Annotated in this window: 25 protein-coding genes and 1 pseudogene; 10 read left to right on the top strand and 16 right to left on the bottom strand. The window is 71.9% G+C overall.

The genetic code is table 11. The features are described 5' to 3' along the window. Positions 1-137: 137 nt before the first annotated feature. Positions 138-806 carry a carbon-nitrogen hydrolase family protein gene (locus tag ACH4F6_RS00470; RefSeq protein ID WP_397957580.1) on the bottom strand — a complete coding sequence of 223 codons (669 nt, stop codon included), beginning with the start codon at positions 804-806 and terminating at the stop codon, positions 138-140. Positions 807-1,057: 251 nt separating this feature from the next. After that, entirely contained in the window at positions 1,058-1,987 is a 930-nt protein-coding gene (locus ACH4F6_RS00465; protein ID WP_397957579.1) for an adenosine deaminase, read from the bottom strand. A gap of 279 nt (positions 1,988-2,266) precedes the next feature. On the opposite strand from ACH4F6_RS00465, the gene ACH4F6_RS00460 reads away from it, so the two are divergent. Next, positions 2,267-2,908 (top strand): flavin reductase family protein, encoded by a 642-nt coding sequence (locus ACH4F6_RS00460; protein ID WP_397957578.1) that lies wholly within the window; start codon positions 2,267-2,269, stop codon positions 2,906-2,908. Between the two features lie 142 nt (positions 2,909-3,050). Here ACH4F6_RS00460 and ACH4F6_RS00455 read toward each other — a convergent pair whose 3' ends face one another. Further along, complete coding sequence (locus tag ACH4F6_RS00455; RefSeq protein ID WP_397958187.1) at positions 3,051-3,143, bottom strand: hypothetical protein; 93 nt, start codon at positions 3,141-3,143, stop codon at positions 3,051-3,053. Continuing rightward, complete coding sequence (locus ACH4F6_RS00450; RefSeq protein WP_397957577.1) at positions 3,106-3,321, bottom strand: hypothetical protein; 216 nt, start codon at positions 3,319-3,321, stop codon at positions 3,106-3,108. Before ACH4F6_RS00450 ends, ACH4F6_RS00455 begins: the two co-directional genes overlap by 38 nt. On the opposite strand from ACH4F6_RS00450, the pseudogene ACH4F6_RS00445 reads away from it, so the two are divergent. Beyond that, a pseudogene (locus ACH4F6_RS00445) lies at positions 3,263-4,063 on the top strand (MFS transporter); the annotation flags it as partial. The gene ACH4F6_RS00450 and the pseudogene ACH4F6_RS00445 overlap by 59 nt on opposite strands. 182 nt (positions 4,064-4,245) lie before the next feature. On the opposite strand, the gene ACH4F6_RS00440 reads toward ACH4F6_RS00445, so the two are convergent. Further along, positions 4,246-5,604 (bottom strand): MFS transporter, encoded by a 1,359-nt coding sequence (locus tag ACH4F6_RS00440; RefSeq protein WP_397957576.1) that lies wholly within the window; start codon positions 5,602-5,604, stop codon positions 4,246-4,248. 552 nt (positions 5,605-6,156) lie between these two features. Between ACH4F6_RS00440 and ACH4F6_RS00435 the strand changes: the two genes are divergently transcribed. After that, entirely contained in the window at positions 6,157-6,741 is a 585-nt protein-coding gene (locus tag ACH4F6_RS00435; protein WP_397957575.1) for an NADPH-dependent FMN reductase, read from the top strand. Positions 6,742-7,007: 266 nt separating this feature from the next. Here ACH4F6_RS00435 and ACH4F6_RS00430 read toward each other — a convergent pair whose 3' ends face one another. Continuing rightward, on the bottom strand, positions 7,008-7,691 hold the full coding sequence (locus ACH4F6_RS00430) for a hemerythrin domain-containing protein (RefSeq protein ID WP_397957574.1): 684 nt from the start codon (positions 7,689-7,691) through the stop codon (positions 7,008-7,010). Beyond that, complete coding sequence (locus ACH4F6_RS00425; RefSeq protein ID WP_397957573.1) at positions 7,688-7,867, bottom strand: hypothetical protein; 180 nt, start codon at positions 7,865-7,867, stop codon at positions 7,688-7,690. Before ACH4F6_RS00425 ends, ACH4F6_RS00430 begins: the two co-directional genes overlap by 4 nt. Before the next feature lie 244 nt (positions 7,868-8,111). On the opposite strand from ACH4F6_RS00425, the gene ACH4F6_RS00420 reads away from it, so the two are divergent. The 3 genes from ACH4F6_RS00420 to ACH4F6_RS00410 all read left to right on the top strand — a co-directional run bounded on the left by ACH4F6_RS00420 (position 8,112) and on the right by ACH4F6_RS00410 (position 11,385). Beyond that, complete coding sequence (locus ACH4F6_RS00420; RefSeq protein ID WP_397957572.1) at positions 8,112-8,315, top strand: cold-shock protein; 204 nt, start codon at positions 8,112-8,114, stop codon at positions 8,313-8,315. Positions 8,316-8,764: 449 nt separating this feature from the next. Continuing rightward, positions 8,765-9,982 carry a GTPase HflX gene (hflX, locus tag ACH4F6_RS00415; RefSeq protein WP_397957571.1) on the top strand — a complete coding sequence of 406 codons (1,218 nt, stop codon included), beginning with the start codon at positions 8,765-8,767 and terminating at the stop codon, positions 9,980-9,982. Continuing rightward, positions 9,982-11,385, top strand: coding sequence for a M20/M25/M40 family metallo-hydrolase (locus ACH4F6_RS00410; RefSeq protein ID WP_397957570.1), 1,404 nt, complete (start codon positions 9,982-9,984; stop codon positions 11,383-11,385). Before hflX ends, ACH4F6_RS00410 begins: the two co-directional genes overlap by 1 nt. A 150-nt stretch (positions 11,386-11,535) precedes the next feature. Here the strand turns inward: ACH4F6_RS00410 and ACH4F6_RS00405 are convergent, their stop codons facing one another. The 5 genes from ACH4F6_RS00405 to ACH4F6_RS00385 form a co-directional block, all read right to left on the bottom strand. Further along, positions 11,536-11,994: a DUF4383 domain-containing protein gene (locus tag ACH4F6_RS00405; RefSeq protein WP_397957569.1), complete on the bottom strand. Its 459-nt coding sequence runs from the start codon at positions 11,992-11,994 to the stop codon at positions 11,536-11,538. A 162-nt stretch (positions 11,995-12,156) separates the two neighbouring features. Beyond that, positions 12,157-12,726, bottom strand: coding sequence for a hypothetical protein (locus ACH4F6_RS00400; protein WP_397957568.1), 570 nt, complete (start codon positions 12,724-12,726; stop codon positions 12,157-12,159). A 570-nt stretch (positions 12,727-13,296) separates the two neighbouring features. Next, positions 13,297-13,494, bottom strand: coding sequence for a hypothetical protein (locus ACH4F6_RS00395; RefSeq protein ID WP_397957567.1), 198 nt, complete (start codon positions 13,492-13,494; stop codon positions 13,297-13,299). A gap of 3 nt (positions 13,495-13,497) precedes the next feature. After that, positions 13,498-13,623: a hypothetical protein gene (locus tag ACH4F6_RS00390; RefSeq protein ID WP_397957566.1), complete on the bottom strand. Its 126-nt coding sequence runs from the start codon at positions 13,621-13,623 to the stop codon at positions 13,498-13,500. Between the two features lie 86 nt (positions 13,624-13,709). Next, the gene (locus tag ACH4F6_RS00385; RefSeq protein ID WP_397957565.1) at positions 13,710-14,123 is read right to left on the bottom strand and encodes a hypothetical protein; all 414 of its coding nucleotides are present in this window, start codon (positions 14,121-14,123) and stop codon (positions 13,710-13,712) included. A 280-nt stretch (positions 14,124-14,403) separates the two neighbouring features. On the opposite strand from ACH4F6_RS00385, the gene ACH4F6_RS00380 reads away from it, so the two are divergent. Beyond that, entirely contained in the window at positions 14,404-16,536 is a 2,133-nt protein-coding gene (locus tag ACH4F6_RS00380; protein WP_397957564.1) for a SpoIIE family protein phosphatase, read from the top strand. Positions 16,537-16,823: 287 nt separating this feature from the next. Here the strand turns inward: ACH4F6_RS00380 and ACH4F6_RS00375 are convergent, their stop codons facing one another. Beyond that, positions 16,824-17,762: a GlxA family transcriptional regulator gene (locus tag ACH4F6_RS00375; RefSeq protein ID WP_397957563.1), complete on the bottom strand. Its 939-nt coding sequence runs from the start codon at positions 17,760-17,762 to the stop codon at positions 16,824-16,826. A gap of 365 nt (positions 17,763-18,127) precedes the next feature. On the opposite strand from ACH4F6_RS00375, the gene ACH4F6_RS00370 reads away from it, so the two are divergent. Further along, positions 18,128-19,117, top strand: coding sequence for an aldo/keto reductase (locus ACH4F6_RS00370; RefSeq protein WP_397957562.1), 990 nt, complete (start codon positions 18,128-18,130; stop codon positions 19,115-19,117). 185 nt (positions 19,118-19,302) lie between these two features. Here the strand turns inward: ACH4F6_RS00370 and ACH4F6_RS00365 are convergent, their stop codons facing one another. Both ACH4F6_RS00365 and ACH4F6_RS00360 read right to left on the bottom strand, forming a co-directional pair. Continuing rightward, complete coding sequence (locus ACH4F6_RS00365; RefSeq protein WP_397957561.1) at positions 19,303-20,010, bottom strand: B3/4 domain-containing protein; 708 nt, start codon at positions 20,008-20,010, stop codon at positions 19,303-19,305. A 41-nt stretch (positions 20,011-20,051) separates the two neighbouring features. Next, on the bottom strand, positions 20,052-20,888 hold the full coding sequence (locus ACH4F6_RS00360) for an EamA family transporter (protein ID WP_397957560.1): 837 nt from the start codon (positions 20,886-20,888) through the stop codon (positions 20,052-20,054). Between the two features lie 116 nt (positions 20,889-21,004). On the opposite strand from ACH4F6_RS00360, the gene ACH4F6_RS00355 reads away from it, so the two are divergent. Continuing rightward, positions 21,005-21,589 carry a helix-turn-helix domain-containing protein gene (locus tag ACH4F6_RS00355; protein WP_397957559.1) on the top strand — a complete coding sequence of 195 codons (585 nt, stop codon included), beginning with the start codon at positions 21,005-21,007 and terminating at the stop codon, positions 21,587-21,589. A gap of 202 nt (positions 21,590-21,791) precedes the next feature. On the opposite strand, the gene ACH4F6_RS00350 is transcribed toward ACH4F6_RS00355, so the two are convergent. Then, positions 21,792-23,690: an NAD-binding lipoprotein gene (locus ACH4F6_RS00350; protein ID WP_397957558.1), complete on the bottom strand. Its 1,899-nt coding sequence runs from the start codon at positions 23,688-23,690 to the stop codon at positions 21,792-21,794. Positions 23,691-24,006: 316 nt separating this feature from the next. On the opposite strand from ACH4F6_RS00350, the gene ACH4F6_RS00345 reads away from it, so the two are divergent. Beyond that, positions 24,007-26,010 carry a flavin monoamine oxidase family protein gene (locus ACH4F6_RS00345; RefSeq protein WP_397957557.1) on the top strand — a complete coding sequence of 668 codons (2,004 nt, stop codon included), beginning with the start codon at positions 24,007-24,009 and terminating at the stop codon, positions 26,008-26,010. Positions 26,011-26,145 lie beyond the last annotated feature (135 nt).

Below are 26,145 nucleotides of genomic sequence, written 5' to 3'. Positions count from 1 at the left end.
TCCTGTCCCACGGATGCTTTCGGCCTGTCCGCGGAACATGTCCGGGGCCCGGAAACCCGGCTGACATCCCGGCTCCCGGCCCGGGGGCCAGTGCGTGCCGCTGCACCGCGTGGGCGTACCGCCGCTCCGGCTCGGACTCACCTGGTGAGGACCGCCCGCGCGATCTCATCGGGCGCGGCGCTCGCCTCCGCCACCAGTTTCCCGTCGGCGGACCAGATGCCCGAACGGCCGGACGTGCGGTCGAAGCCGCCGCCGGTCGGACCCGCGAAGGCGGCCGTGGCGACCCACACCCCGTGGTCGGCCGCGACCCGGCGGGCGCGCTCGCCGTGGACCTCGGCCTCGTGGTCGGCGTGGACGACCCCGGCCACGTACCCGTCGATGCCCAGCGCCGCGGTCCTCGCGGCGTGCTCGGGGACACCCGTGTCGCGGCAGACGGCGAGCCCCAGCCGCCACCCGTCCACTTCGATCACGGCGGGTTCCCCGGGCACGAAGCGGTCGGCCTCACTGCCGTGCAGGTACACCTTCCCGTAAGCCACCCGCGCGCCCTCGCCGTCCACGGCCAGGACGCCGATGTGCGGACCCGGCACAGGCGCACCGACCAGGGCGAGCGTCCCGCTGTCGGCGCACGCGGCAATGAGGGGAGCCAGCTGTTCGTCGTCCGGAACGACCGGCACGGCGTCCAACTCGTATCCCGTCAACGACATCTCGGGGAAGACCACCACCCGCGCGTCCGCCGCCCGGACGGCCTCCCCGTGTGCCACCGCGTTGGACTTCACGTCGAAAGCCGTGCACCTCGGCTGTGCCACCGCGATGCTCAACGACTGCCCCACCCCGAACTCCCCTCGTCGAATTGCAAGATCAGCCTACCGAGCGCCACGCGGCGAGCGCTGCGCACCTGCGGCAGGGGCCTGCCGTCCTCCCCCGCACGCCACCGCTCGCCCGGACCCGACGCTCCCCGCCCTCGTCGCCCGAGGTCACTGCTCAAGGCCGCCGGTGGACCAGTGCACGACAGCCGCACACGCGGGCCCACCGGCGCACCAGCACAGCGTCTTACCTCTCACCCGCTCAGCCATTGCTCGATCTCAGCGCTGACCTGCGCTTTCCACCACGCGGGGGCGAAGCTGCCCTCGACCGAGGCGCGGGCCGGGCTCGCCAGTTCTGCGTCGCCGCACCCGAAGGTCTCCCGGGCGCGCTGGTACTCCGCCGCCAACGACGTCTCCCCGTCGGTGTTCACGGTGACCGTCAGACCGGCCTCGACCAGGCGTGGCAACGGATGCTCCGCCAGCGACGGCACCAGCCCGAGCAGGACGTCGGAGGACGGGCAGGCCTCCAGCGGCACCCGGCGTCCGCGCAACTCGGCCACCAGGGCCGGATCCTCCAGCACCCGGATGCCGTGGCCTATCCGTTCCGCGTGCCCCACCGTCAAGGCCTCCCGGACGCCGGCCGGGCCGGCCGTCTCCCCGGCGTGGTGCACCAGGTGCAGCCCCGCCTCGCGGGCGGCCCGGAGCACCTCGGCGAAAGGCGCCGCCGGGTAGGACTCGTCTCCCGCGAGGCCGACGGCGATCACCTGCGGGTACCGGGTGGCCAGCTCGAAGCTGCGCCACAGCCGGTCGACGGAGCGGCGGCGCGAGTGGTCCAGGATCACCCGGGTGTGGATGCCGTGCCGCTCCGCGCCGACGGCCAGTCCCTCCAGCACCGCTTCCAGCGGCATGTCCGGGTCGCCGAGGCGCTCGCCGTGAGCCGCCGCGGTGAAGGTGACCTCCGCGTAGCGGACGCCCTGGGCCGCCTCGTCCTGGCAGAACTCCTCGGCGATGCGACGGAAGTGCCGACGGTCGCGCAGCAGCGCGCGCACCGTGGCCCGCTGGTCGGCGAACTCCCTGAAGCCGGTGAACGGCCGGTCCTGGAGGGGCGGCTCGCCTCCCAGCTCGCGGATCGTGGCGTGCCGGCTGGTGCTTTCCAGGTGGGTGTGCAGGTGAGCCTTGGGCAACAGGCGAAGATCTCTCACGGCCGGACTCCAGGCAGCCGGGGCCCGCGGCACCGACGTCGTTTCCACGTGCGGTGCCGGCCACCGCGCAGGCGCACCCCGGCGACGAGATCCTGCAACAGGCGTACCTGTCGCCCGCTCACACCCGCCTGGGCCTCGAAGTCGGTGTCTGATTTCCGCGAGCGTCGCAGCGCCGGGGTGAAGACAGTGGGTCAGCAGTGTCTTCCGGATGTCCCCGCAGGCCTGTCCACGATCCGCTACCGCGAGAAGGAACGCATCTCCATGCACCGCACGATCGAACCGAGGGTCCTGTACTTCGGCACCCCCGTGGTCCTGGTGAGCACCTGCAACGAGGACGGCTCCGCGAATCTCGCGCCGATGTCGTCCGCCTGGTGGGTGGGGCAGTCGTGCATGCTCGGCCTGGACCGGACGTCCAGGACGACCGAGAACCTGGCCCGCACCGGAGAGTGCGTGCTCAACCTGACCTCGTCCGCGCTGGCCGGCGCGGTCGACCGTATGGCCCTGCTGACCGGCACCCCGGTCGTACCCGAACACAAGAGGGACAAGGGCTACCGGTACGAGCCCGACAAGTTCGCCGCGGCCGGACTGTCGCCGGTGCCCTCCCAGGTGGTCCGTGCGCCGCGGGTGGCCGAATCCCCCATCCAGCTCGAGGCCCGGGTGACCCGTACCCATCCCTTCGAGGGCGAGGACTCGGGGCTCGTGGCCGTCGAGACCCAGGTCGTACGGGTGCACGTCGAGGAAGACCTTCTGGTGCCGGAGAACCGGCGCCACATCGACGCCGACCGGTGGGATCCGCTGATCATGAAGTTCTGCGAGCTCTACGGCAACGGCCGGAACCTGCGCCCCTCCCGACTCGCCGCGGCCTGGGGAATTCCGGGACCGACCGGCGCGGTGCGCGGCTGAGGCACCGGGCACGCGAAGGACAGGGGCGAGTGTCGGCGACTCGCGCGGCCCCGTGAAGCGGCCGCGCGCCTCGACCGCACCTGCCGCACGCGGTTCACCGGGACGGACGACGCCGACGGCGTGTCGAGGCACGGTCCTTCGATCACGGCCGGGTCAGCGAGTCCAGGAGGTCACGGCCGTCCGGCCACGGGCCCGGGTCACTGGCGGAGTTGATGTGTCCGCACGCACCCGCCAGGTGCCATCGCGCTGCCCACCGCGTCGCGAAGCCGGCGGCCGCTGACCCGCAGCGAGAAGCTGGGTTTCGGCCTCGGCGACCTCGCCTCCGACCTCTCCTGGAACTTCACCGGCAGCTTCCTGCTGTACTTCTGCACGAACGTCGCCGCGATCTCGGCCGCCGTCGCCGGCACCCTCATGCTGGTGGCCCGCGTCCTCGACGCGATCGCCGATCCCGTGGTCGGAGCCGCCGGCACCGTCTTCTTCCTCGTCGCCTTCCGCACCACCACCGAGCACTACCGCGACCTGCCCGCGCAGGAGGCGGCGGGCAAAACCGTCACCGGGGCCTGGACCACGGTCAAGCAGGGCCTGCGCAACGGCCCCCGGGTGCTCGCCGCCCTGTTCATGGTGGTCGACTCCACCCGTCTCGGCCTGCTCACCACCGTCACCGTCTACTTCTTCCTGTACGTCCTCGAAGCACCGTGGACGATCTCCGTCCTGCTCCCGCTGATCTCCGGCTCCCTCCTCGTCGGCTCACTGGCCGCCCCCCGCCACTTCGCCCGCCTGGGCAAGCGGCGCGGCAACGTCCTGGCCCTGGCCGCGGGAGCGCTGCCGTACCTCGTCATGCCCTTCACCGGACCGGTCCTCCCGCTCCTGATCACCGTCTACGTGTGCGCCTGCCTCGTCATCAGCCTCAGCCTCACGTCGAGCTTCGCCCTCGTCGCGGACGCGGTGGACTACCACGAGGGGAAGTTCGGCGACCGCGCCACCGGGCTGCTGAACGCCGCCCAGTCCCTGGCCACGAAACTCGGCACCGCGTGGGGCGGCGCGGTGGTCGCCGGCGTCCTCGCCATGACCGCCTTCGATCCCGGCCACGTGGCCGACACCACCGTGAGCGGACTGCGCCGGCTCTCCTGCGGAGCACCGATCGCTCTGCTGCTGCTCCAGCTCCTGGCCGCTGCCGGCGCAGGGCCGCGTTCTCGTGCCGCGGCACGAGCGGCTCCGCGGCTCGGTGGTTCCACGACGCGGCAGCACCGACGGGACGGACAGCAACCCCGGACCACCCCGCACAGCAAGGGACACGGCCACGCGGGCACACTCCCGGCGGTCGCACCACACCACTCTCACCTGCGACGACGACTTCTCGAGCGGCACAGGCCGCACGCGTGGACCTCGGAGCGGCCGGCCGGCACAGGCCCGTTCTGCGCGGCCGGAAGCGTCCGCCCCAGGCGCGCGAGCGGGGACAAGGCCATCACCACCGGTGACGACAGCATGCCCGCGGCCGTCACCAGGAGACTGGTGCGCAATCCCCATTCCCCCGCGAGACACCCGCCGAGCAGGGAGCCGAGCGGGGCCGTCCCCATGCCGACGAACGATATCGTCGCGGCCACGCGCCCCTGCATCCCGTCCGGAGTGACGGCCTGCCGAACGGCCATGACCGTGACGTTCACCAACTGGCCGGCGGTCCCGAACAGGAAGGCGATCGCAAGGAGCGCGGAGACCGTCACCGCCGAGGAGCCGCGCAGCGCGGGCACGCACAGGAACACGCCGTCACCGAGTGCCGCCGCGCCCACGAGCACCGCGCCATGACCGAACCGGCCCGGCAGGCGGGCGGCCAGCATCGACCCCAGGAGCGCGCCCGGTCCCGTCGCCGCGAGCACCAGCCCGACGGCGGTGCCCGACAGGTGCAGTTCCCGCGGCAGGAAGAGCAGATAGACCGTCATCATGGCGGCGAAGGAGAACTGGAAGGCGGCCGAGGCGAGGCACACGGTCCGCAGCGGGGCGTCGCCGACGACGAAGCGAAGGCCCTCGTGGATCCGTCGCCACACCCGAGGACGACGTTCGGGACGTTCCGGGACCGTCTCGGTCCGACGGATCCGTCGGACCGACAGGAACGACAGCGCGAAGAACACCGCGCCGCAGGCAGCGGCGATCGGCGCCGACAGGACGGACACCAACGCACCACCGAGGGCGGGTCCGCCGATCTGCGCCGCGGACCGGCTGCCCTCGAGCGCGCTGTTGCCCCGCAGCAGCTGATCGCGTCGCACCAGCCGTACGAGAGACGCCTGGTACGCCACGTCGAAGAACACGGACAGCGCCCCGGCGGCGAAGGCGACCACGAGCAGCGCGGGCAGACCGAGCAGACCGAGGAGACCGGCCACAGCGGCGGCGCCCAGCACCAGGGTCCGGCCTGCGTCCGTCACCACCATGACCGTGCGGGTCCGCCACCGGTCCACCCACGCGCCGACGAAGAGCGAGAACACCAGGACCGGCGCCTGTCCCACCGCGCGAAGGACGCCCAACTCGCCGGCGCCGGCGCCGAGCACCAGGACGGCGAAGAGCGGGAGAACGATCAGAGCGGTGTGTTCGCCGAGTTGGGAGGCCGTCTGACCCACCCACAGTCTGCGGAAGTCGCGATCCCGCCACAGACGCGGCGGAACGGACCGAGTGGAATCGGATGCGGCGGAGGAAGGGGACGACACGGAGATCCCTTGGACGGACGACGACGAGAGCCCGTCACCCGGCGCACCAGGTGCGCCTGCGATCCGGGCAGGGGAAGGCTCGCGGTGCCGCAACATCAAGGGCAGCACGCGATGACAGGCCGATCACGGCCTACGACGTCAACGCGCGCTCGGACGACCGACCATGTCTGCAACTCCTCCTGGATCACCTCGCTGCACCCGGACCCTAGCGCTTCGGTGGTCTGACGCGAAAGGCAAGGGGGGTTCGGGGCGGCCGCCCGGCCCCCGTCCCCCCGGGGCCCGCCGGCCCGGCACGGCCGCAGACCCTTGTGCAGGCCCTGCCGCCGGGCCGTCGTGATGGCGGCGACCGCGAGGTTGTCGGGCAAGGTCAGGGCGAGGGGCGGGACGACCAGGGAATTTCGGGCCGTCCCGGTGAACACGACGGCCCTGCTGTCGTGGGCCCCCATCAATGCGAACAGAAATCGAAAGTATGCATTAAGTTACTTTTCGGGTTTTATTTCATAAGCTGACGGGTGAGGGGCGTCGGCAGTCCGCACGGAGACGGAGCACGGCATGACCAAGATCGCGATTGTTCTGGGGAGCACCCGGCCCGGCCGCAACGGGGAGGCGGTCGCCCGATGGGTCCACGACGCGGCCGCCAAACGCAGGGACGCCCGGTTCGAGATGGTCGACATCGCGGATTACGATCTGCCGCTGCTCGACGAGCCGGTGCCGCCCTCGATGGGCCAGTACAGCAATGACCACACCCGGCGGTGGGCCGCGAAGATCGCCGAGTTCGACGGATACGTGTTCGTCACCCCGGAGTACAACCACGGCCCGTCGGGAGCACTGAAGAACGCCCTGGACTATGTGTACGCCGAGTGGAACAACAAGGCTGCCGGGTTCGTCGGCTACGGCAGCGCCGGCGGCACCCGCGCGGTCGAACAGCTGCGCCTGGTCATGGCCGAGCTCCAGGTGGCGACCGTGCGCAGCCAGGTGGCGCTGTCGCTGTTCACCGACTTCGAGAACTTCTCGACCTTCCGGCCTTCCTCCCACCACGAGCAGCCTCTCACCACGATGCTCGACCAGTTGGTCTCCTGGAGCCAGGCGATGAAGTCCGTGCGGGAACAGGAAAATCTGGATCAGTACCGGTCCTAGGAACCAGGGGTCGGCCTGGGCGGTGGACGTGCGGACGGCGGGGACGATGAGGTGACCACAGCCCCGGACTGCGGGCCGTATGCCGCGACGCACCATCGGACCGTCACGCACCCGACGACGTGGCCGTGCTCGGCGGAGGGCGGCGCCAGGGCCATGGTGACGGCCCCCTGCTGCAGGGCCCTTCGCCGGGCGATCGGGTCCGGAGACGATGACTGGATCGAGGCGTAGCAGGAGGTGCTGTGCGGCATCACAGGCTTCCTGCGCTTTCAGGCGTGCTCGTGTCGCCGGACGGCCCTGCGCGCGAACATGATCACGAAGGCGGCCGCGGTGAGACTGCCGAGGCCCAGGACGGCGCGGCGTGCGGTCACGCTCGTCGTGGGACCGAGGTCACGCAACCGGTCGAAGACGCTGAGCGGCAGGCCGCTCAGCACGTTGCCGGGCGGGCGCCGCGACACGGCTGGATGCGGGTGCGTGGGCGCGGTGGCCCGTGCCGCTTCCCACGCAGCACCGATCCGGCGCAGTTGCCGATCGCCGAGAGTGTCCCGCAGGCAGGGCAGCAGTGCGTCCTCCTCATCGCGGATGTCCTGCGAGATCAGGGCGAACGCCTGCCGGATCCACTCCTCACGCCGGGAATCCTCCGGGGTTCGCTCGATCTGCGCGACAAGGTCATTGATCGCCTGATGCTCCTGCTCGACCCGCGTCGTCAGCTGCTCACCGTCAGCACAGACACGACGCAGCACCGGCCACAGCACGGTCTCCTCGGCGAACGCGTGACTGAACACCAATTGCACGATGTCCTGCCACAGACCGTCGAGCTCCCCGGCGACGCCGCCCTTCATGTAGCGGTTCATCATCGCGTCGAGTTCGGCGTGGTCCCGACGCTGGCGCATCAGGATGCTGCTGTTGCCCCCGAGAGCGGCAGCATCCTGCTCGGTGATCGAAACCGTCATGTCGAATCCTCCGTGGAGGACGGTTCCTCGGCATCCGAGACGGCGGGCTCCTGCCGGTCGGCGTCTGCAGCGTCCTGAGCCGTAGAACCTTCCTCTTCTTCCGGGGGTACGTCCTTCTCGCCGGTGACCTGCTCCAGCGGATGGGACAGTTCTCGGTCGTCATGCGGACTGGACATGTCGACTCCTTTCATCCCTGCACGCCGAGTCCCCACGGGGAGGCAGTCCCACGCTCCGCCGGTGCGTCCCATCCCGAGCCAGTCGCTTGCACCGCGCCGCTGTCGGGCAGAAGGCGGCGCAGGCCGCTGTCCGGACGGGTGAACACGGGCGGTTCGGGGTACACCGGGTGCGGCTCCTGTTGTCGAGGAGCCGGAGCGTGCCCGGAGCATGGGCTGTTTCCGGGCGTGAACGAAGGATCATCTGATGGCCAGTGGCACTGTGAAGTGGTTCAACGCGGAGAAGGGCTTCGGCTTCATCTCGCAGGACGGCGGAGGCCCCGATGTCTTCGCGCATTACTCCGAGATCCAGGGCAGCGGCTACCGTGAACTCACCGAGGGCGAACACGTCACCTTCGACATCGGGCAGGGCCCGAAGGGCCCGCAGGCCCAGAACATCGTCCGAGGCTGAGCGCGCGATCCTCCCGGAAGGAGGCGGCTGCCGATCTGGGCGGCCGCCTCGCCATGTCAGCGAGTGGATCGACTCCGCGACTTCTTGCCCCGTCGGCTGACCGCCCCGGTACGCACACGTCAAGACCCGGCGATGCCGATACGGTGATCAGACAGAGCGGTCGCCTCCCGGCGAGGGGCTCCGTGGGGCTTCAGCCGAACGATCGTCCCCAGGGGCGAGACTCACCAGGTCAGAGAAGCCGTCCTGGCGCCGTCGGCCCTGGCGTGAGCTCCCGGCTTTCCGCTGCCGGATTCCCTACCGGCGCTGAGGCATGCACGACGGCTGAGGGGTACCCGGGACGTCTGGCCTCCGGCCGCGCGGAGACCCTCGCGAAGCCAAGGGTCGACCCCTCGTCGAGATGCCGAATGCCGGCCCGGAGCGCATGTCCTTCGGCAGGAGCGGAGGCGATCGTGCCAGGCACGTGGTTGACAGGTGCGCGGTCCGCGGCAGCGACGAACGTGGTCGACGCGGGACCCCGACACTGGCGGGCGGTTCTGCTCGGACTCACCGACCTGGACGGTCCGGACTCCGCGGCGGACTCCTTGGACGAGCTGGAGCGTCTGGCCGCGACCGACGGGATCGACGTGACGGACCGGGTGGTGCAGGCGCGGAACCGCCCGGACCCGGTGACGTACGTGGGTTCGGGCAAGGTCCGTGAACTCGCGGAGCTGGTCGAAACCCGGCAGACGGACCTCGTGATCGCCGACAGTGAACTCACCCCGGCGCAGGTGCGCGGCCTGGAGGACGGCACCGGGGTCCGGGTGGTGGACCGCACGGGGCTGATCCTGGACATCTTCGCCGAGCATGCCCGCAGCTCCGAGGGCAAGGCGCAGGTGGAGCTGGCCCGGCTCACCTACGAACTGCCGCGACTGCGCGGCCACGGCCGGGAGATGTCGCGGATCGGTGGCGGCCGCATGGCCGGCGGTGCGGGGGTCGGCGTGCGCGGGCGCGGCGAGATGCGGCTGGAGATCCAGCGGCGCCATCTGCGCCGACGGATGCGGACCCTGCGTGAACAGGTGCGCCGCACGGCCCGCCGCCGGGAGGTGACCCGGCAGCGCCGGGTGCGGGACCGCGTCCCGTCCGTGGCGATCACCGGGTACACCAATGCCGGCAAGTCGGCTCTGCTGAACCGTCTGGCGGGCGCGGACGCCGAGGTCGCCGACGTCCTCTTCGCCACCCTGGACCCGCTCGTGCGCCAGGCCCGCACCCCGGAGGGACGGACCTACACCCTCACCGACACCGTCGGATTCGTCCGCCGCCTTCCCCACCAGCTCGTCGACGCCTTCCGCTCGACGCTGGAGGAGGTCACGCGGGCGGACCTGGCCCTGCACGTCGTCGACGCCTCCGCCCCGCAGGCCGCGGAGCACATCGTCACCGTCCGCGCGGTACTGCGGGACATCGGGGCGCAGGACGTGCCGGAACTGCTGGTGCTGAACAAGGCGGACCTCGCCGAACCCGAGCAGATGAGCATCCTGCGACGGCTCCACCCGGACGCCCTCGCCGTGTCCGCCCGCACGGGCGCGGGACTGGACGATCTGCGGGACGCCCTGCGCAACCGCCTGGAGGCACTGTCCCCCTCCTCCCAGGCCCGGACCGACAGGCCCGCAGCCGGCGAAGGAAGCTTGTGATGCAGGAACCCGACCCCGCTGTTCACGACTATCCGTACGACCGGGTCGGTCCGCTGCTGGACGACCTGGCCGCGTGGGTGCGCATTCCGTCGGTGTCCGCCGACCCGGCGCACGAGCGGGATGTGACCCGCTCGGCGCGCTGGCTCCAGGCCCACCTGCTGGAAACCGGCTTCACCGAGGTGGAGGAGTGGGACACCCACGGTCTGCAGACCGTGTTCGCCTGCTGGCCGGCCGAGGACCCGGACGCGCCCACCGTCCTGGTCTACAGCCATCACGACGTCCGCGCCGCCAAGGACCAGGAGTGGCAGGAGGTGGCGCCCTTCGCGCCGGCGCTGAGGCAGGGCCGGATGTACGGGCGCGGCGCCTCGGACGCCAAGGGGCAGGTGCTGGCCCACGTCTGGGCCCTGCGCGCCCATCTGGAGGCCACCGGTCGCAGCGCGCCCGCCGTCACGCTCAAGTACCTGATCGAGGGGGAGGAGGAGGTCGGTTCCCCGCACCTGGCCGACCTGGTGCGCGAGCGCGCCGACCGGCTCGCCGCCGACGTCGTGATCGTCTCGGACACCATGCTCTGGTCGCTGCAGGAAGCCGCGGTCTGCACCGGTGTGCGGGGCTCGGTCAACGCCCATCTGCAGATCCGCGGACCGCGCCGGGACATCCACAGCGGTGTCGTCGCCGGCGCGGCCCCCAACCCCCTGACGGAGACCTGCCGCCTGCTCGGCCTGCTCCACGACGACCAGGACCGGATCACCCTGCCCGGTTTCTACGACACGGTCGCGCAGCCGTCCCCGGAGGATCGCCGCGGCATGGAGGAGATCCGCTTCATCACCGACAACTGGCTGGAACGCACCCGCAGCCGCAGCATCCAGGGCGAGGCCGGTCACAGCGTCCTGGAACGGGTCTGGACCCGGCCCGCCGCCGAGGTCGTCACCCTGCTCGGCGGCGACCCCGACGATCCCGCCCGCGGCGTCGTCCCGGCCGTCGCCTCCGCCGACATCACCCTGCGCCTGGTACCCGACCAGAGCGCCGACAACGTCATGGAGCAGCTGCGGAAGTGGGTGGCGGAGACGATCAGGGACGGCTTCGAGTACGAGCTGAGCACCTCGAACACCAACCAGGACCCCTACGCCACCCCGGCCGACCATCCGGCGCTGTCCGCACTCGAGGCAGCCATGAGCCGCACCCTGCGACGCCCGGCACTGCGCATACGCAACGGCGGCGGAGCGCCGGCCGCCCTCCTCGCCGAAACCGTTGACGCGCCCGTGCTGCTCTACGGCACCGGCCTGCCCGAGGACCACTGGCACGACTCCGACGAGAAGGTGGAGGTACAAGCCTTGCTCCAAGGCGCCGAGACACTCGCCTACCTGCTCGAGGACCTCTCCGGCCGTCTGCGCGAGAGCCGGTGACCGAGGGTCGGAAGCAGTACGGGTTCGTGCCGCAGCCGACGATCCGGAGGGGGGCGTATGAACGACAGGCCGTACCGGCAGGAGCCGACGTCGTCGCCGGGCGGCCGCATCCGTGGCCGGTGGGTGCGGGTGTTCACGTGTCTTCGCCGTTCACACAGCGGTCCGTACCCCGTTGCGCCTGCGGGTGAGCAGGGCGCCCAGTGCGATCATCCCGAGGCCGAGCAGCAGGTGGAGCCAGTTGTCGGCGGTGTTGACGGGGACGAAGTTCGCGGCGCTGTCGTAGTCGATGATCAGACCGTACAGCCACAGGACCAGGTAGACGGCGCCGCCGGCGAGGAGGTAGAGCCGCGCTTGCGAGGCGGTGCGTGCCAGTGCCAGGCCGGCGAGACCGAAGGCCAGATGCACGAGGTTGTGCAGGACGGATACCTGGAAGATCCCGAGGAGCTTGGCGTCGGAATGGTGAGCAGCGAACTCCATGGTCTCGTAGTTCGTGGTGATGCCCGGGACGAAGCCGAGAACACCGACCAGGAGAAAGACCACTCCCACGATCAGGGCGGCCTGCTGGACCGCTGTTCGGGCCGTACGAGGGGCACGTGCGTGTGTGGACATGGGAACTCCCCTTTTCGAGCTCGGAGGCCGGCCCGGCCGCCTGGTCCGCCACGGCCTTCCCGGAGTGCCCCCGTCGTCGGAGGCACGTCGCATCGGCCCCTGCGCGCATCACGCGTGCGCAGGCCACGGCCGAGGGCCGCACCAGATCGGGCCGGCGCACTGTCACGACGTGAAGTGGGCCGCTGAGCGGGCCCGTTCCCACATGCCGGGAATCTGCTCGACCGGGCGCTGCTGTTCGCCGTGCAGGGCGTTGAGCACCACCAGGCATCCGGTCAGCGCCGGTACCGCCCACTGCGCGTACGCCAGCTGCCGGCGTGCCTTGTCCAGGTCGATGGGGTGCTTCTGCGCCTGCTCGACGTCATCGGGGTCGGATGAGGAGGCCAGCTCGACCTTCTTGCCCAGAACGCGAGCGTAGGCGGTGGCAGCCAGGGCCGCGGCGGTGACGACGGTCTTGGCCGTGGTGGAGGCGGCCACGCCCTGCTGGGTGGCCACACGGTGCGCGTTCACCGCGAGCAGCCCACCACCGCCGAACAGGTGCGCGCCGATCGCGGCCGCGTTGACCGGCGCCCACTTCGCCCATCCCGAGGAGGAGATCCGGTCTCTGGTCGCTTCCGTTCCGCCTTCGTCCTGGGCCGCGCCGTTGAGGCCGATCGCGCCCATGAGCGAGCCGCCGAACCAGGCTGCCAGCCCCGCGTCGTGCAGGCTGCGGATGAGGGTGTTGCGTTCGGACATGACGGTGCTCCTTCAGGAGAGAAGAGGGGTGGGCGGGCCGGCAAAGATGCCGAGTGCATCCCCGCCCTCAGCGAATCCGGGCTGCTCTGCCATCACGGCTGAGCCGGTTGGACATCACGCACTTCCGGCGCGCTGAACGGGAAGCGTCGGCCTGGACGCGCGGGCCGGGAGGACAGCGGTGCCCGAGGCGTCGGCCGGGCATCGCTGCTGCGGGTGCCGTGGGAAAGGGGGCCGGTCCGCCGGCCGTCGAGTTCGACGGTCGGGCCACGACGACTGGCTGCCTGTCGTGCGGCGGGCGCGGCGTCGTCGGCAGTCAGACCCGGCGCGGGCTTCGTCTGCTGTTCGGTCCACGCCGTTGAGGCGGTGGGTGTCGGGGCGCCGCGTTGTCCGCCCTCCGGGGGACCGGCCGGGCTCGGCCTCCCTTACCGGCACCGGAGGGGCGTACGCCGTGCGCTCACGGTTGTCTCAAAGGGGGTGCGAGTGTGCATCAGGCGGGGGGTGACCGTCGGGTGATGTCGGACCTACGGTCAGGACGGCTGCGCTCCCGGTCTGTCTCGCGGGGCGGCCGGGTCAGGAGCTCGTCGTCCCGTCCTCGAAGTGGAACCAGTTGTCGCCGCTTTCCGCGGAGAAGACGAACGCGGGCTCCTCATCCGTCTCGGCGACGACGATCGAGGACGCCTTGTCGTGGAGGACGCCTTCCACCTTCGGGGTGTCGGCTTCCAGGGTGACCTGCTCCCCGGTGAAGTCCGCGTGCTCGTAGGGCGTCACCTTTCACCCGGAAGGTACGCGGACGGAGGAGATGCAGTCGTTCATGGCCTGGTCGAGCTTGTGGCGTCCCGCGTCGAGCGTGGCGCTCTCGCCCTTGTGGTCGACGTCGGCGTATACGGTCACAGGCATCGGAAGACATCCCTTCACCTAGTGTCACTCGATCGCCACTATAGGTGATGGCCGGCTGCTCCGCCTTCCGTGCAGGGCGGCGCCCCTCACGGGAGCCGCGCGTACGGATCAGGGCAGCAGCCGGCCCCGACCAGACCACCGGCCAGGTGGGCTCGACCACGGCCGCAAAGCGACGACACCGCCGACGACCAGGCCGATGTCCTCGCCGACAACCCCTCCCATGACCGTCCGCGCCCCTCCCCGTCTCGACCCGCACAGCAGCAGGTCACGACGCCGGCCTGACCGTGGTCGACGACCCGGCATCCTCCTCTGCACACCTCCAGGTCCGGATGGTCGAGAACCCTGGCGTAGGACGGACGCACCTGGAAGTCGTCGTCGGTGACGAGGCAGGACGGCAGGGGCGCGTCCGGGTCGGTGCCGCCGTCCGCCTGGACGAGTAGTTGCACCTGGTCGTCGGGGTGCAGGTCGAGGACGCCTCCGTCCACCTCGGCGCCGAGCACCGACCAGGGGACGACGGCTCCGGGCCGGGGAAGGCCACGGCGGCACCGGCCCGGTCCCCGTGCCTCGCGGGCAGGAGCCTGATCGCCGGCTGCAGCCCCAGCAGGAGGACGTGCTCACGCCGCAGCGGAAGGTGCGGGCGCAGACGTACGCGACCGGCCGCTGCCCCGCAGCGGGCTTGCGTCGTGCCGCTGCCTCGCCCGGGGCGAAGTTGCGGCGACGACGGCCGGGTCTTCTCCTGAGAAATGAAGCGCACAGGGCTCACGGTGTCAGGGGAGGCCAATGACCGGCCGTGACGAGCGGTACCCGAGCGGGTCGGCGGACTACGGGCAGTCGGCCGAGCCGATGACAGGCGGCCCCTGGGGTCAGCCCGCCGAGCTGATGGTGGACGCGGCCGGGACGGTCCTGGCGTGCACTCGGCCCGCCCTGGAGCTGCTGGGCGGTTCGACCGGGGAGCTGCTCGGGCGCAACCTGGCGTCGCTCTTCAGCGAGCCCTCCGTGTGGGCGGCGTTGGAGGAGGCAGCCGACCGCAGCCGGTGCAGCGGCGGGCGCGCGCTGCTGCGCAGGCCCGGCGGCGGGCAGGTGGACGCGGACGTGAACGTGTCGGCGCTCGCCGAGGGCAGCCAGGGACGGTTCCTCGTCTGGCTGGTCCCCGCGGCGACATCAGAGTTCGAGGACGTGTTCGGGATGCGGGTGACGCTGGTCGGCGGGGGACTGGAGGTGACCGATCCACGGGTGCAGCAGCGGCTGAACCTGCTGCACGCGGCGGCAGTACGCATCGGCGGTTCACTGGACGTCGTGCGCAACACCAAGGAACTCGTCGATCTCCTGGTGCCGGTCTTCGCCGACCTGGGGGCGGTGGACCTCACCGAGGACGCGTTGGACGGGCGGGAGCTCGGCGAGTACCTTCCGGGCACACCGATGCGGCGGGTCGCCGTCGCCGCCGCGGAGGGCCCGTGGCCCGAGGAGATCCACGGACTGGGAGAGACCGTCCTGCTCGGTGACGTCGAGGCGGAGCACCTGCGCCGGGGCACCGCGGGAATCCTGCCGGACCTCGCCCACCTGCACGGCGAACTGGGCGGCGATCCCGACCGTCGTCGGCTGATGCTGCCGTCGGGCGCCACGTCCCTGCTGGTCTTCCCGCTCCAGGCGCGCGGAACCGTGCTGGGCGCCGTCGCCCTGTGGCGCTGCGCCGAGCGGACCCCGTTCGACCGGGCCGACGCCGCGTTCACCGACTTGATCGGCTCCCGGTTGTCCCTGAGCCTGGACAACGCGCGCCGTTACACCCGGGAGCGGCGCACGGCCGAAGCCCTCCAACGCAGCCTGCTGCCGCCCCCGGCGGTGCGCCTGACCGCGGCGGAGACCTCCGGGACGTACGCACCGGCGAGCACCGCGGCCGGGATCGGCGGCAGCTGGTACGACGTGATCCGGCTGTCGGGAGCCCGTGCGGCCTTCGTGGTCGGAAGGGCCGCAGGGCATGGCGTGAACGCGGCCGGCGCCATGGGCCGGCTGCGCTCGGCCGTGCAGACCCTGGCGGATCTGGACCCGCCGCCCGAGGAACTGCTGGCCCACCTGGACGACCTGGTCACCCGCATCACCGAGGACGAGTCGCCCCGCCCGGTGTCGGTGGCCGGTTCCCTGAGGGGCGCGACCTGCCTGTACGCCTCCTACGACCCCGTCACCGGCCGGTGTCTCGTCGCCAGCGCCGGGCACCCGCCTCCCGTCCTGGCCAGGAGACAGCGTGGCATGGCGGAGGAGGTGGAGCTACGACCAGGACCGCCGCTGGGCACCGGGACCGAGCCGTTCGAGCCGGTGGAACTGCACCTCCGGCCCGGCGATGTGCTCGCCCTGCACACCGGCCCGCCCTCCCCGCGAGGGAAAACCTCACGCCGCCTGCGCGAGCTGCATGCCGCTGCCCGGGTCGCCGCGCGGACCGGGCAGCCCCTCACCGAGGTCGCGGACCGGGCCCTGGCCTGCTTCAGCCAGGAGCCTCACGAGGAGGACATCGCCGTCCTCCTGGCCCGCGTCGGCCAGGTGCCGCCCGAGCACACGGCCTTCTGGCAACTGCCCGCCGACCCCGCCATGGTCGCCCACGCCCGCAGCCTCGCCGCCACTCAGATGGCGAGTTGGGGACTGGGAGAACTTTCCCTGATCACCGAGCTCCTGGTCAGCGAACTGGTCACCAACGCCGTCCGCTACGCCGGCGGGCCCATCGGACTGCGTCTGACCAAGGAGCAGCGCCTGGTCTGCGAGGTCTCCGACCCGAGCCAGTCCCAGCCCTACCTGCGCCGAGCTCGTCTCTCCGACGAGGGCGGACGGGGCCTGTTCCTCGTCGCGCAGTTGGCGCACCGGTGGGGGAGCAGGTACACACCCGAAGGCAAGACGATCTGGACGGAACAGGTCTTTGAGGCCTGAGGGTGGCCACGGGACGTCCGTGCCGGTGTGGCTGCACGGGCAGACGGGCGTGCCGGCCGGGCCGGGCCGCGCGGCCGACCGCCCCCGACGAGGACCTCTGCCCCACCTGCCTCGGCCGGCCACCCTGCCGCACCCGCCCCCGGCGTGCCCGTCCCGACGGCGACGGCCGCTGCACGACGTGCGCCTCCGCTCCGACCGATCCAGCAGGAGGAAGCAGCCCGTGGCAGGCACACGCCGCACACCGCCGCCGCGCCTCACCGGCGCCCCCTCACCCGGGACCCGGGCTGTCAGCTCGCCTCCGGCCCGAACCGGCGCTTGTACGCCGACGGCGTGATGCCGGTCTCGCGGCGCATCAGCGTGCGCAGATGGGCAGCGGTGCCCAGCCCACTGCGCCGCGCGACCACCTCGAAGCGGGACTCACCTCGCTCGATCAACCGGCACGCCAGGGCGAGCCGTTCCCCCGTGAGCCACGTCAACGGCGTCGTGCCCAGCTGGGCCTGGAAGCGGCGATGCAGCGTCGCCGGACTGATCGCCGCACGGGCCGCGAGGTCGGACACCGTGAGGGGTGGGTCCAAGCGTTCCTGGGCCCAGGCCAGGACAGGCGCCAGGGACTCGTCCGGCAGGTCGGGCACGGGGCGCTCCACGAACTGTCGCTGCCCACCGTCCCGGTGCGCCGCGAAGACCAGCCGCCGGCTCACAGAGTCGGCGACCTCCGCGCCGTGGTCACGGCGGACCACGTGCAACCCGAGATCGAGTGCAGCCGCGCTTCCCGCGGAGGTGAGGATGTCACCGTCGTCCACGAACAGCACGTCCGCTTCGAGCCGGACCGAGGGGAAGCGTGCCCGGAAGTCATCCGCCCACTGCCAGTGCGCGGTGGCCCGGCGCCCGTCGAGGACTCCTGCTTCGGCCAGGGTGAAAGCGCCACTGCAGAAGCCGACCAAGCGCGCACCGCGGGCGTGCGCCCGGCGGACGGCATCGAGCACGGCGGGACGGCGGGGCACCTCGACGTCCGGGCGGTTGGGGACGATCAAGGTGTCCGCCGCGTCGGCCGCTTCCAGACCGGTGACTCCCGTGAGCGTGAAGAATCCGTCTCGCATCAGGGTCCGGGGCTCGGGCGAACAGAGCCTGAAGTCGTAGAGGTCACGGCCGATCTCCGGTCTGCGGAGGCCGAAGACCTCGGTCGCGCAGCCGAGCTCGCCGAGCTCGACCGTCGCCCTGTTCGTCATGGCGGCCCTCCTCGAGAGCGGCGGGGCCTGACCGGTCCGGCAGGGCATCCGCGAGCGCGGAGAACGGGCCTGGACCGGCACCGGAGTCCTCGAAGCGCCCGTGCCCGCCGACCGTGATCCACCACCCGATGGTCCGTGAAGACGGACGCGGGAAAGACGTGACCGAGCTGCCGGTCCGCCTGAACGGCCGGGTTGCGCTGGAGTGCGCTCCAGGCCGTAGCGTTGCGGGCACCGCGGCGCACGAAGCCCGCGCCGCCCGGCGCCCCTCACGGGATGCCGAGCGGTGAGATGCGTGGCTGGATGGATGAGCGGCTTCGTGCCGTCCGAACGACGAACGAGTGTGCAGGGAAAGGCAGGGACACGGCATGCAGAAGCGCAGCCTGCGGGAGCTCCGGGTATCGGCCATCGGCCTGGGATGCATGGGCATGTCCGCCTTCTACGGATCCGCCGATCACGAGGAGGGGATCGAGACCATCCGGCGCGCCCTCGACCTCGGAATCAACTTCCTCGACACCGCGCAGATGTACGGGCCGCTCACCAACGAGTCGCTCGTCGGCGAGGCGATCCGGGGGCGTCGCGACGAGTACGTGATCGCGACGAAGTTCAACTACCGGATGGACGACGCCGTACCCGGCGACATCAGCACGGTCGGCCCGCAGGACGGCTCGGCCGAGCACGTCCGCAGCTCGGTCCACGGCTCCCTGGAGCGTCTGGGCACCGACCACATCGACCTGTACTACCAACACCGGGTCGACCCGAACGTCCCCGTCGAGGAGACGGTCGGCGCGCTGGGCGAACTGGTCGCCGAGGGCAAGGTGCGGTACATCGGTCTGAGCGAGGCGAGCGCGGAGACCATCCGGCGCGGCCACGCCGTGCACCCGATCACCGCGGTGCAGAGCGAGTACTCGTTGTGGTCACGGGACGTGGAGGCCGAGGTTCTGCCCGCCTGCCGGGAGCTGGGCATCGGCTTCGTGCCCTATTCGCCGCTCGGCCGCGGGTTCCTCGCCGGGCGGTTCACCTCGCCGGACGAGCTGGACCCGAACGACTGGCGCCGCGAGAACCCGCGCTTCCAGGACGCCAACCTGGAGGCGAACCTGCGGCTGGCGGCCAAGGTGAAGGAGATCGCCGCCGAGAAGGAGGTGACCCCGGCCCAGCTGGCCATCGCCTGGGTGCTGGCCCAGGGCGAGGGACTGGTGCCGATCCCCGGCACCAAGCGCCGCACCTACCTGGAACAGAACGCCGCCGCGGTCGACGTCGTGCTGACCGAGGACGACCTGGCCCGCATCGATGCGGAGCTGCCCGAGGCGTCGGGGGAGCGGTACGACGAGGCAGGGATGCGCACCGTCGATCGTTAGCCGGGGCGCGGCAGCAGCGGCCAGGTTCTGCCGTGGCCGGGGACGGGCGTGAGGGGAAGGCGCTCAGCCCGGTGGCCATGGCGAACCTCCAAGGGGTGCGGGCGGTCCCTCGGCGGCGGCGGGTCGCGGCTTCGCCGCCGTGGACCCGGCGCCGCCGCTCAGGCGGACGGGCCAGGGGGTGGTGGTCAGATGGTGATGTCGGGGTGCGCCGGGCTGAGGTAGTGCACGGTGCTCTTCTCGCAGTGCGGCTGGAGCAGGGTCTGCAGGTCGTCGGCCGCGGCCTTGAGCAGGTGCCCGTCGCGACTGGCGGCGACGGTCTCCAGGACGAAGGCGACGTGGGCGGAGTCCTCGGTGACGCGGGTGCGGTGGGCGTCGCGGTGGTTCCAGTGCCGGGTGAGGACGTCGGTGGTGTCGGTGTAGACGATCTCGCCGGACTCGGGGTTCTCGACGGTGCCGGTCTCGCCGAGCGGGGTGAAGGTCTCGGTGCCGTCCGCGTGGCGGATCTCGACGTCGCCGGTGACGTGGTCGAGGTCGAAGGCGCCGGCGGGCAGGCCGTGGCGGACGGAGACGGCGTTGTAGGAGTCGACGGCCGGGTTGATCCGGGGCAGCGTGCCCTTCTTGGCCATGCGGCGGCCCAGGGCGTCGACGCTGGGCCGGATGCGGCGGGGGTTGGTGCCGAAGGAGCGGTAGGCGGTGTGCCACGCCTCGATGCGCGGGTCGCTCTCGTCGGCCGGCTGCCAGACGCCGTCGGCGAGCTGCCGCTCCAGGTCCTCCAGGGCGGCGGCGGTGGCGGGCCAGGGCTCGTGGCCGCGCAGGCCGGCGGCGGTGATGACGGCGATGAGGGTGTCGGGGAAGGCGTCGGCGACAGCGGGGCCGATGCGGAAGGTGGTCATCAGGTGGTCCGTTCGGGGGAAGGCGGCTGAGGGCCGCGGGGTCAGGTGAGGGCGAGGAGGCTGACGGCGACGGCGGCGGTGCCCAGGCCGATCAGCTGACCTCGGTGGATGCGCTCGGCGAGCACGCCGCGGGCGAGCAGGACGGTGCCGGCCGGGTACAGAGCGGTGATCACGGCGACGACGGCCAGGTCGCCACTGCGGGCGGCGAGCAGGAACAGCAGGTTGGCCACCGAGTCCAGCACGCCGGCCGTCGCCGACATCGCGTAGGCGGGCTTCTCCGGGCCGAGCCTGCGGTGCATCAGCCCGGCCGCGGCCAGCGTGACCGCGGAGGACACGGCCCGGCCGATGACCAGCGGGCCGACGCCGCTGTCGGACGGCGCCTGGTGAAGGAAGACCAACTGCAGGGCGATGGCGGTCCCGGCGCCGAAGGCCAGCAGCAGCGCGGTCCGCGACGGCCGGGCGCCGCCGGCGCCGTGTCCGGCGCTGACCAGCACCACGGCCGCCAGCGCCAGCGGCAGGCCGGTCAGCCCGGTCAGCCCCAGGTGCTCGCCCTGCAACAGCCCCACGCCGACCGGCAGCATCGCCGAGACCAGCGCGGTGACGGGGGAGAGGACGTTCATCGGGCCGATCGCGAGCGTGCGGTAGAGCAGGGCGAACGCGGCGGCCGACGCGACGCCGGAGGCGGCGCCCCAGGCGAGGGTGGCGGGGGCGAAGGAGGCGCCGAGGAAGGGCCACAGCAGCAGCTCGACGGTGAGCGAGGCCGGGGCGGCGATCATCACGGTGCGCAGGACATGGGCCTTGCGGGCGCCGAGGCCGCCGAGGAAGTCGGCGCATCCGTAGGCCAGGGAGCTGCCCAGGGCCAGCAGCAGAGCGATCACGGGTACATCCCTTACTATCAATGGAACGACTGCACCGTACAACGCACCGACCGGAAGTCGTCAACCGAACGACCATGTGGTGCAGTGCACTGACCTGCCTGCGGAGGGGTGAAGCGATGGCCGAGACCGAGGCGGCACTGCGGACGCTCGCACACAACGTCCGCGCGGCCCGCACCCGCGCCGGACTGTCCCTGGACGAACTCGGCCGCCGCGCCAAGGTCAGCAAGGGCGCCCTGGTCGGACTGGAGAAGGCCCAGGGCAACCCGAACTTCGCCACCCTGGTCCGCCTTGCCGACACGCTCGGCATGTCGGTGTCCGCGCTGGTGGAAGGGCCGGTCGAAGGCCGTGTCCGGGTCGTGTCCGCCGACGCCGTCATGCCCTTGTGGGCCGGGGAGAAAGGCGGCGAGGCGCGGCTCATGCTGACCACGTCGGGACCGGCCCCGGTCGAGATCTGGCGGTGGAAACTGGAACCGGGCGAGGAGTACCCCAGTCACCCGCACCAGAGCGGCGTCGTGGAGACCGTCAGCGTCACCGCCGGGCGGATGGTGCTCGTCGTCGACGGCACCGAGCACGCGGTCGAGGCCGGGCAGACCGCCACGTTCGACGGCGACGCCCCCCACACCTACCGCGGCTCGGGCACCGGGACGTGCCACCTGATCATGACCGTTCACCTCCCGCCCGGTCCTGGCTCCGCGGCCTGACCGGCACGCAAGGCGGTGCGAGGCCCGACGGCGTGCTGGGGCTGCGTCCGAGCTCCTTGTCGGGGCAGCCGGGCGGCGCGCTCAGGACGGGCGGCGGTGGCGTGGCGCATCGCGGTCCGCTCATGGCACCGGCCCGTCACCGGGTCGGTCGGTCGGGAAGGCCGGCCGGCTGCGGCGCGCACACGACCTTCCTGAGGTCCCGTCAGTCCTTGCCGATGACGACCACCTCGTCCTCGACCGTCCAACGGCGCCGCTCGGCCTTGGGCGGGTTGATCCGCACGCCGTAGCCGGGACTCGTCGACGAGGCGTCGTGGCTTCGGTACCCGATGGCGCATTCTCCGCGGCAACGTGCCGCGGCCACGACGGTGGCGAACGACGTCTCGCATCCTGGCAGCACGTAGTCGGCGGCCGGCCGCAGGCGAACCCCGGTGCCGTCGGCTGAGAACAGTTCCTCGAACACCGCTGCCAGGTGCCGGTTCTGGGAGATCTGCGCCATGAGCAGGCCGATGAGCTTGCCGCTGATGATCACGTCGGCTCCGGGGCCGACGGGGGCCAGCGCCCGGTTGCGGTCGTCGATGAGCTCGGTGACGACCGGCAGTTCACGCCCGGTGGCTTCCTCCAGTTGGCGCAGAAGCAGCAGGGTGACGAGCGTACGGTTGTCGGGGGCGTCCGGCGGCTGTTCGGGAGCGGGGTCCCGGCCGAGCACGATCACACTGTCGTAGGAGTGGACGTCCAGACGCCGCAGGGTCTCAGGACGGCTGACGTCCCCGTGGTGCAGTGTCAGGGCCAGGTCGGTGCCGCGGTGCGCGTCGGCCTCGCTCACCTGCCGGACCGTGACGTCACCACCGTCCGCCACCACGTCGACGGCGGATCCGGGCCGGACGCGGCGGCGCAGCTGCTCGACCATGAGCGGCGCTCGGCGGTTCCAGCCCAGCAGGAGGACCCGCTCCGGCCGCGCGGGTGTCGAAGGGCCGGACGCCATGACCGCCTTCTCGACCAGCTCCGCGCAGTCGTCCAGCCAGGCGGTGTCGTCGTCGCGGGAGATGACGATGAGCAGGTCGTCCGGGGCCACGGGCGTCTGCGGCGGCGGGTTGAGCAGGGGAGTGTCTCCTCGCATCATCCCGACGACGCTCGACGTCGGGTAGGACAGCAGCGCGTCGCCGAACGGCCGGCCGGCCAGGGCCGGTTCGGTGATCAGGTAGAACTCGTCTCCGGCGAAGTCGAGGAGCTCGTGGTGGACCAGGGAGAGCCCGGGGCGGCGGGCGGCCTGGACGATCAGCCGGGCGGTGACGGTGTCGCTCTCCAGGACGACGCCGCCCGGTCCGGCGGCGAGACGTGCGGCCAGGAGGTAGCGGTCGTCCCGGACGGCGGCGACGACGGGCGGACGGGTTCCCTCCCCGGCCAGGGCCGCCCTGAGCGCCAGCAGCGTCTTGACCACCTCGGCGTCGGCGTCGGGTTCGTCGTGGGGCAGGACCAGCACGACACCGGCCGTGGCCGGGCTGGCCAGGGTGAGCACGGCCGGGTCGGTGACGGGGCCGCTGCGGCAGATCAGCCGCGTACGGCCGACGGGACCCACCTTCGTGCTCAGGGCCTCCTCCATGGCGGTCTTCTCCCGGTCGGCCAGCACGACCACCGCCGCCCGCTGTTGGTTGGCGTTGGCGGCCACCAGTTCGCTCACCACCGTGAACACCTGCTCCGACCACCCGAGGACCACGGCGTGCCCTTGTTCGAGCACGGTGGAACGGCCCCGTCGCAAGGCGGTGAGCCGTTCCGTGAGCGCCGTGGTGATCAGGCCGACGAGCGTCGAGACGTACAGCAGGGCGACCAGCGCGAGCAGCACCGACATCGTCACGCGCAGGGGCGTACCCGTCGCACCGCCCAGCCGCAGTGTCTCCCCGGTGAGGCGCCACACCTCGGCCAGGCGGTCCGCCAGGGACACCGGCGCGTCGGGGTCGCTCCACACCAGCACCGCACTGGCCGGGACGACGACGGCCAGGCACAGCAGCGCCATCCAGCCGACGAGAGCCGAGGCACCGCGGGCCAGCGTGCTGTCGAACCAGTAACGGGCTCGGTCACCGAACCGAGGGCACCGCCGCGCCACCCCTTCCCCCCTTACGTCGACCCGCACTCTCGTGAGGCCGGGCCGGGGCCGCGTACGCGAAGCGCCGCGTGGTCACCGGTCCCGCGCGGGCGTCGGGCCCGCCGAAGAGCGCGGATGTGGATATGCATCTGGCAGTGTGGAAGGTCGGTCACGGCGGCGAACGGAGTTCGCTCGGCATTCATCCCTTCGGGTTTCCCGAGCCGTCACGTCGGCGGACCTGCTGTGACGTCAGGGTTCGTCGCCGTCTTCGCTCCTTCGGGTCAACGCCCGGGCGAAGGACGGACGCCCGGTCACCTCCGCCAGTACAAAGTCCGCCATGACTGAAGATCACGCGGTGGTGCGCTCGGACGGCGGTTTCTCCAGGAGGAGCTTCGCGGCGGCAGCCGGCACGGTCACGGTGGCGACGGCCCTGGCCGGCGGTGGCGCCGCGGCTCTGCCCGCGCCGGCCGCCCCGGCCGCCCCGAGCGGGAGCCGTGGCGCCGACTTCGACCGGTGCCTCGCCGTCGCCCGCGCACTCCTCGTCCTGGACACCGACGACCGCCCCCTCGTCCCGCGTTACCAGCGCGTCCTCCAAGAAGGTCTGCCGGCCCAGCGACGGACGCGCCCCAAGAACGTCCTGGTCATCGGTGCCGGCCCGGCCGGTCTCGTGGCTGCCTGGCTGCTGAGGGGGGCAGGCCACCGGGTGACCGTGCTGGAGGCCAACGGCAACCGCGCGGGCGGACGCATCAAGACCTTCCGCAACGGCGGCCACGAGCACGCCGAGCAGCCCTTCGCCGATCCCCGCCAGTACGCCGAAGCGGGCGCGATGCGCATCCCCGGCAGCCATCCCCTGGTGATGGAGCTGATCGACCGGTTCGGCCTGAAGAAGCGGCGCTTCCACTACGTCGACGTCGACACCGAGGGACGTCCCGCCGGCCGCACCTGGATCCACGTCAACGGCATCCGCGTGCGGCGCGCCGACTACGCCCGCGCGCCCCGGCGCGTGAACCGGTCCTTCGGCGTCCCGCGGGCCCACTGGGACACCCCCGCCGCCACCATCCTCCGCTCCGCGCTGGACCCGGTGCGCGACGAGTTCAGTCACGTCGACCGCGACGGCAAGCGGGTCGGCAAGCCGCTCCCCGAGCAGTTGCAGGGCTGGGCCCGTGTGGTGCAACGGTTCGGCGACTGGTCGATGTTCCGCTTCCTGACCGAGCACGCAGGCCTCGACGAGCGGACCGTCGACCTGATCGGCACGCTGGAGAACCTCACCTCGCGCCTGCCCCTGTCCTTCATCCACAGCTTCATCGGCTCCTCCCTCATCAGCCCCGACACGCCGTTCTACGAGCTGGAGGGCGGCACGGCCGTACTGCCGGACGCCCTCCTGGAACGCGTACGCAAGGACGTGCGGTTCGACCGCCGTGTCACGCGCATCGAGTACCACCACCCCGACCGCCCTTCACCGGACGCCGAGCACGCCCGGAGCAAGGGCCCGCACGTGTGGGTGGACACCGTGTCCGAGGGCCGCGACGGTCCCGTCGTACGGGAGCAGTTCACCGCGGACGTCGCCGTGGTCACGGTGCCGTTCTCCGGACTGCGCCACGTACAGATCGATCCGCCCCTGTCGTACGGCAAGCGCCGCGCGGTCTGCGAGCTGCACTACGACAGCGCGACCAAGGTCCTGCTGGAGTTCAGCCGCCGCTGGTGGGAGTTCGACGAGGCCGACTGGAAGCGCGAGCTGCACGCCGTCGACCCGGGTCTGTACGACGCCTACCGCACCGGCCGCGCCGCCACGGACGGCAGCCTGCTCGGCGCCCACCCCTCCGTGCCCACCGGGCACGTCACGGCCGGCCAGCGCACCCACTACGCCGCCAACCGCGCGGTCGCACGCGACCAGCCGGAAGCAGTCGACGTCGTCGGCGGCGGCTCGGTGTCGGACAACGCCAACCGGTTCATGTTCCACCCCTCCCATCCGGTTCCGGGCAGCGCGGGGGGCGTGGTCCTGGCTTCCTACAGCTGGGCGGACGACGCGCTGCGCTGGGACTGCCTGGACGACGACGCACGGTACCCACACGCTCTGTGCGGCCTCCAGCAGGTCTACGGCCAGCGCATCGAGGTCTTCTACACCGGCGCGGGCCGCACGCAGAGCTGGCTGCGCGACCCCTACGCCTACGGGGAGGCGTCCGTGCTCCTGCCCGGACAGCACACGGAGCTGCTGCCCGCCATCCCCGTGAACGAAGGGCCGTTGCACTTCGCCGGGGACCACACGTCCGTCAAACCGGCGTGGATCGAGGGAGCCGTGGAGTCCGCCGTGCGGGCCGCCCTGGAGATCCACACCGGATGAGCCGCGCGCTCGCTGAGCCGTGACGCGGACGCGGGCCCCGGCGCACCGGCGCCGGGGCCATCGGTCCCCGTGGCGTCGCAGCGTCACGTGACGCCGGCGTGCGGCTCGCGAAGAAGGCCGGCACAGCGGCGAGGA

It is taken from the genome of Streptomyces sp. NPDC017936 (assembly GCF_044328485.1).
GTDB lineage: Bacteria > Actinomycetota > Actinomycetes > Streptomycetales > Streptomycetaceae > Streptomyces.
This window is presented reverse-complemented; position numbering and strand designations above follow the sequence as displayed.

Excerpts from the sequence above, each read along its gene's own strand:
- ACH4F6_RS00460 (WP_397957578.1), top strand. The coding sequence starts at position 2,267 with ATGCACCGCACGATCGAACCGAGGGTCCTGTACTTCGGCACCCCCGTG.
- ACH4F6_RS00450 (WP_397957577.1), bottom strand. The coding sequence starts at position 3,321 with ATGAGGGTGCCGGCGACGGCGGCCGAGATCGCGGCGACGTTCGTGCAG.
- ACH4F6_RS00435 (WP_397957575.1), top strand. The coding sequence starts at position 6,157 with ATGACCAAGATCGCGATTGTTCTGGGGAGCACCCGGCCCGGCCGCAAC.
- ACH4F6_RS00430 (WP_397957574.1), bottom strand. The coding sequence starts at position 7,691 with ATGACGGTTTCGATCACCGAGCAGGATGCTGCCGCTCTCGGGGGCAAC.
- ACH4F6_RS00425 (WP_397957573.1), bottom strand. The coding sequence starts at position 7,867 with ATGTCCAGTCCGCATGACGACCGAGAACTGTCCCATCCGCTGGAGCAG.
- ACH4F6_RS00420 (WP_397957572.1), top strand. The coding sequence starts at position 8,112 with ATGGCCAGTGGCACTGTGAAGTGGTTCAACGCGGAGAAGGGCTTCGGC.
- ACH4F6_RS00410 (WP_397957570.1), top strand. The coding sequence starts at position 9,982 with ATGCAGGAACCCGACCCCGCTGTTCACGACTATCCGTACGACCGGGTC.
- ACH4F6_RS00405 (WP_397957569.1), bottom strand. The coding sequence starts at position 11,994 with ATGTCCACACACGCACGTGCCCCTCGTACGGCCCGAACAGCGGTCCAG.
- ACH4F6_RS00400 (WP_397957568.1), bottom strand. The coding sequence starts at position 12,726 with ATGTCCGAACGCAACACCCTCATCCGCAGCCTGCACGACGCGGGGCTG.
- ACH4F6_RS00390 (WP_397957566.1), bottom strand. The coding sequence starts at position 13,623 with ATGCCTGTGACCGTATACGCCGACGTCGACCACAAGGGCGAGAGCGCC.
- ACH4F6_RS00380 (WP_397957564.1), top strand. The coding sequence starts at position 14,404 with ATGACCGGCCGTGACGAGCGGTACCCGAGCGGGTCGGCGGACTACGGG.
- ACH4F6_RS00375 (WP_397957563.1), bottom strand. The coding sequence starts at position 17,762 with ATGACGAACAGGGCGACGGTCGAGCTCGGCGAGCTCGGCTGCGCGACC.
- ACH4F6_RS00370 (WP_397957562.1), top strand. The coding sequence starts at position 18,128 with ATGCAGAAGCGCAGCCTGCGGGAGCTCCGGGTATCGGCCATCGGCCTG.
- ACH4F6_RS00365 (WP_397957561.1), bottom strand. The coding sequence starts at position 20,010 with ATGACCACCTTCCGCATCGGCCCCGCTGTCGCCGACGCCTTCCCCGAC.
- ACH4F6_RS00355 (WP_397957559.1), top strand. The coding sequence starts at position 21,005 with ATGGCCGAGACCGAGGCGGCACTGCGGACGCTCGCACACAACGTCCGC.
- ACH4F6_RS00345 (WP_397957557.1), top strand. The coding sequence starts at position 24,007 with ATGACTGAAGATCACGCGGTGGTGCGCTCGGACGGCGGTTTCTCCAGG.